Consider the following 3,234-nt stretch of genomic DNA (forward strand, 5'->3'; position numbering starts at 1 on the left):
AACGGCTTATGAGGTGCTATTTAATCGTTATTACGGTGTGTTAATGCAAATATGTTTCCGCTACCTGAGCAGTACTGAAGAAGCGGAAGAAGCCGTAAATGATGCAATGTTAAACGTGTTTAATCGACTGGACCAATTTGAAGAGCGCGCAAGCTTTAAAACCTGGATTTATAAAATTGCCTACAATCAGTCGCTCGACCGCCTCAGAAAGAAGCAGGTTGAGCAGGTTGAATTTGACGAGGAATTGCACAGAACTGCAATGCCAATGTTAACTCAGCCGCAACACAATTCGGCGCAACTTGATGCATTGCTTGCTAAGCTGAGTATTGATGAGCGATCTATCGTTGTGTTCAGACTGGTGGGTAACTTAGAGTTTTCAGAGATTGCAACCATAGTTGAGCAGAAATTAAGTACAGTAAAAATGCGCTATAAACGAGCGCTGGATAAACTGGCTGTTGGTGCACAGAACCAGCAGTAAAACGGTGTTTTTGGGTGTAATGGGAAGGTCGGATTTCCCCTTTGTTTTCCGACGTAAAGAGCTCGTCTGTAGGGCGTGCACAGCTTCCCATTTCCCCCTTTTTTAAGAGGACAAATGAATGCGTAAACAGCTGAATGTTCCCGTTTTATTGATTGTACTGGTAGCCATAGTGCTGGTATTTGGCACGCATTACTGGCTGAGTAATAACCAATCTGCACTGCCAAATGTGGCGGCTAAAGCCGCCGAGCCTATTCCATCACTCCCCGATTTTACGCTATTCACCGATGTTCAGACCAAAAAAGAGACCTTTTTTGAATTACTGTATCCCATTATTCAGGAAGAAAATGCGCATGTGCTTGCGGTGCGAAAAGCGTTGTTGAGCCTACAACAGGTTGACGCGCTTAGTGATAGTGAGCGGCAGTGGATAAGCGAAGTGGCAGAGTACTACAAAATTGAAAACGATGATGACACACCGGTGGAGATCAATCAGGCGTTAATCGATGAGCTATTGGTACGGATTGATTACGTACCGCCTTCATTAGCATTAACTCAAGCGGCGATTGAATCTGGCTGGGGCACCTCGCGATTTTCCCGCGAGGGAAATAATTTGTTCGGTCATTGGTGCTTTGTCAAAGGTTGTGGCATTGTGCCTAGTGATCGAGATGAAGGGCGATACCATGAGGTGGCAAAGTTCTCAACGGTTAATCAGGCGGTACGCGCTTACTTGCGCAATCTGAATACACACTATGCTTATGAAGAGTTTCGGGCGCTAAGGGCACAGCTCAGAAATAACAACAAACCCCTTACCGGCAAGGCGCTGGCCAATTCGTTGGGGCATTATTCTGAGGAAGGCGAACATTACATACAGAAAGTGTCCCGTTTTATCGACCACAACAAGCTGCAACGTTACACCCGTCAGTTTGAAGAGGCCGTTATTCAAACCGAGTCTCAGTCTGAAGCGACTTCGGCCCGTTGAAGTCTGATAGGATTTAAAAGGCACAATTTTTAAAAAATCGTGACTTTTTGAGCTGATGTCCCGCCTTTGAATCTACGATGCGATGATCCGAGTGAATGTCTGGTCACCGTTAAATTAAGTAACCATTACCTGAAGGTAATGCAACCGGTCATTATTCGCGTTTGCCATTAGTTGTTTTTGGATTGGTGGTCCGGGCGGTTGAACAAGGAAAGCACAATGAAAATTTGTATTCTGTCACGCAACAAAAAGCTGTATTCAACTCGCCGTTTAAAAGAAGCCGCGGAAGCCAAAGGGCATGAAGTCGATGTTATCGACACGCTGCACTGCTACATGGATATTACCAGCAATAAGCCTTCAGTGCGGTTCAAAGGACAACCGTTACCTCAGTATGATGCCATCATTCCTCGTATAGGTGCGTCGATTACGTTTTATGGTACGGCTGTTGTCCGCCAGTTCGAAATGATGGGCAGTTTCAGCTTGAATGAATCGGTGGCAATCAGCCGTTCGCGCGATAAGCTGCGCTCCATGCAGTTGTTGTCGCGCAAGGGGATAGGCTTGCCGCGTACCGGCTTTGCCCACAGCCCTGATAGTGTAAAAGATTTGATTCAGAACGTAGGTGGTGCGCCTCTGGTAATCAAACTACTGGAAGGCACGCAGGGTATTGGCGTGGTGTTGGCTGACACCAATAAAGCGGCAGAAAGTATTATTGAAGCGTTTATGGGCATTAAAGCCAACATTCTGGTACAGGAATTTATTAAAGAAGCGGGAGGTGCCGACATCCGCTGTTTTGTGGTGGGCGGTAAAGTGGTAGCGGCTATGAAGCGTCAAGGCGCGCCCGGCGAGTTCCGTTCCAACCTGCATCGCGGGGGCAGTGCTACGTTAATTAAGCTCACCTCGGTAGAACGTGCAACGGCAGTGGCCGCCGCAGCGGCGATGGGCCTGAATGTGTGTGGTGTCGATTTGCTGCGTTCAAGTCACGGACCGGTTGTAATGGAAGTGAACTCGTCACCGGGCCTGGAAGGCATTGAAGCTGCTACCGGTAAAAACGTAGCTGACATGATTATTGAATTCATTGAGGCCAAAAAAGATAAACCGCACAGCACCAAAACGAAAGGTCAGGGCTAATCAATGGCAAAACAGGCTCCCCTGGAAATTGGCGGGGTGAAAATCCTGCCAGGGACCTCACATAAAATCCGTCTTACTTCTGCCCGACTTTACACAGATACCGATATCGCAATTCCCGTTGAGGTAGTGCGCGCCAAACGCGCCGGCCCAACCGTGTTCATTAGCGCAGCAATTCACGGTGATGAACTCAATGGTATTGAGATTGTTCGTCGGGTGATGGACGCCCGATCCTTCAAACTCACTCGCGGCACGCTTATCGCTGTGCCCTTGGTGAATGTGTATGGCTTGCTTATGCAAAGCCGTTACATGCCGGACCGCAGGGATTTGAATCGCAGCTTTCCAGGGTCAGCCAAAGGCTCTCTCACAGCCAGGCTGGCGCATCTGTTTCTGGAAGAAATTGTTAGCAAGTGTCAGTATGGTGTGGATTTACACACGGGGGCTATTCATCGCAGTAATCTGCCGCAGATACGCGCTAATCTGGAAGATCCCGAAACGGCGGAGCTGGCCAATATATTCGGTGTACCCGTGTTGCTCAATGCCAATCTGCGGGATGGTTCGCTACGTCAGGCTGCCTCGGAATTTGGTACTAAAATTCTGCTTTACGAGGCTGGAGAGGCACTGCGATTCGATGAATTGTCAATTCGTGCCGGAGTTA

4 protein-coding genes are annotated in these 3,234 nt (G+C 48.2%); all 4 read left to right on the forward strand.

All coding sequences use genetic code 11. The features are described 5' to 3' along the window. A partial coding sequence (locus ACLR2L_RS19640; RefSeq protein ID WP_413370645.1) for an RNA polymerase sigma factor occupies positions 1-478 on the forward strand: 478 nt, incomplete at its 5' end. A 118-nt stretch (positions 479-596) separates the two neighbouring features. Next, positions 597-1,454: a glucosaminidase domain-containing protein gene (locus ACLR2L_RS19645; RefSeq protein ID WP_413370647.1), complete on the forward strand. Its 858-nt coding sequence runs from the start codon at positions 597-599 to the stop codon at positions 1,452-1,454. Between the two features lie 216 nt (positions 1,455-1,670). Beyond that, on the forward strand, positions 1,671-2,579 hold the full coding sequence (gene rimK, locus ACLR2L_RS19650; protein WP_140958735.1) for a 30S ribosomal protein S6--L-glutamate ligase: 909 nt from the start codon (positions 1,671-1,673) through the stop codon (positions 2,577-2,579). Between the two features lie 3 nt (positions 2,580-2,582). Then, on the forward strand, positions 2,583-3,234 hold a 652-nt coding region (locus ACLR2L_RS19655; protein ID WP_413370649.1), incomplete at its 3' end, for a succinylglutamate desuccinylase/aspartoacylase family protein.

Source organism: Alteromonas sp. AMM-1 (genome assembly GCF_047290655.1).
Lineage (GTDB): Bacteria > Pseudomonadota > Gammaproteobacteria > Enterobacterales > Alteromonadaceae > Alteromonas > Alteromonas mangrovi.

Excerpts from the sequence above, each read along its gene's own strand:
- ACLR2L_RS19645 (WP_413370647.1), top strand. The coding sequence starts at position 597 with ATGCGTAAACAGCTGAATGTTCCCGTTTTATTGATTGTACTGGTAGCC.
- rimK (WP_140958735.1), top strand. The coding sequence starts at position 1,671 with ATGAAAATTTGTATTCTGTCACGCAACAAAAAGCTGTATTCAACTCGC.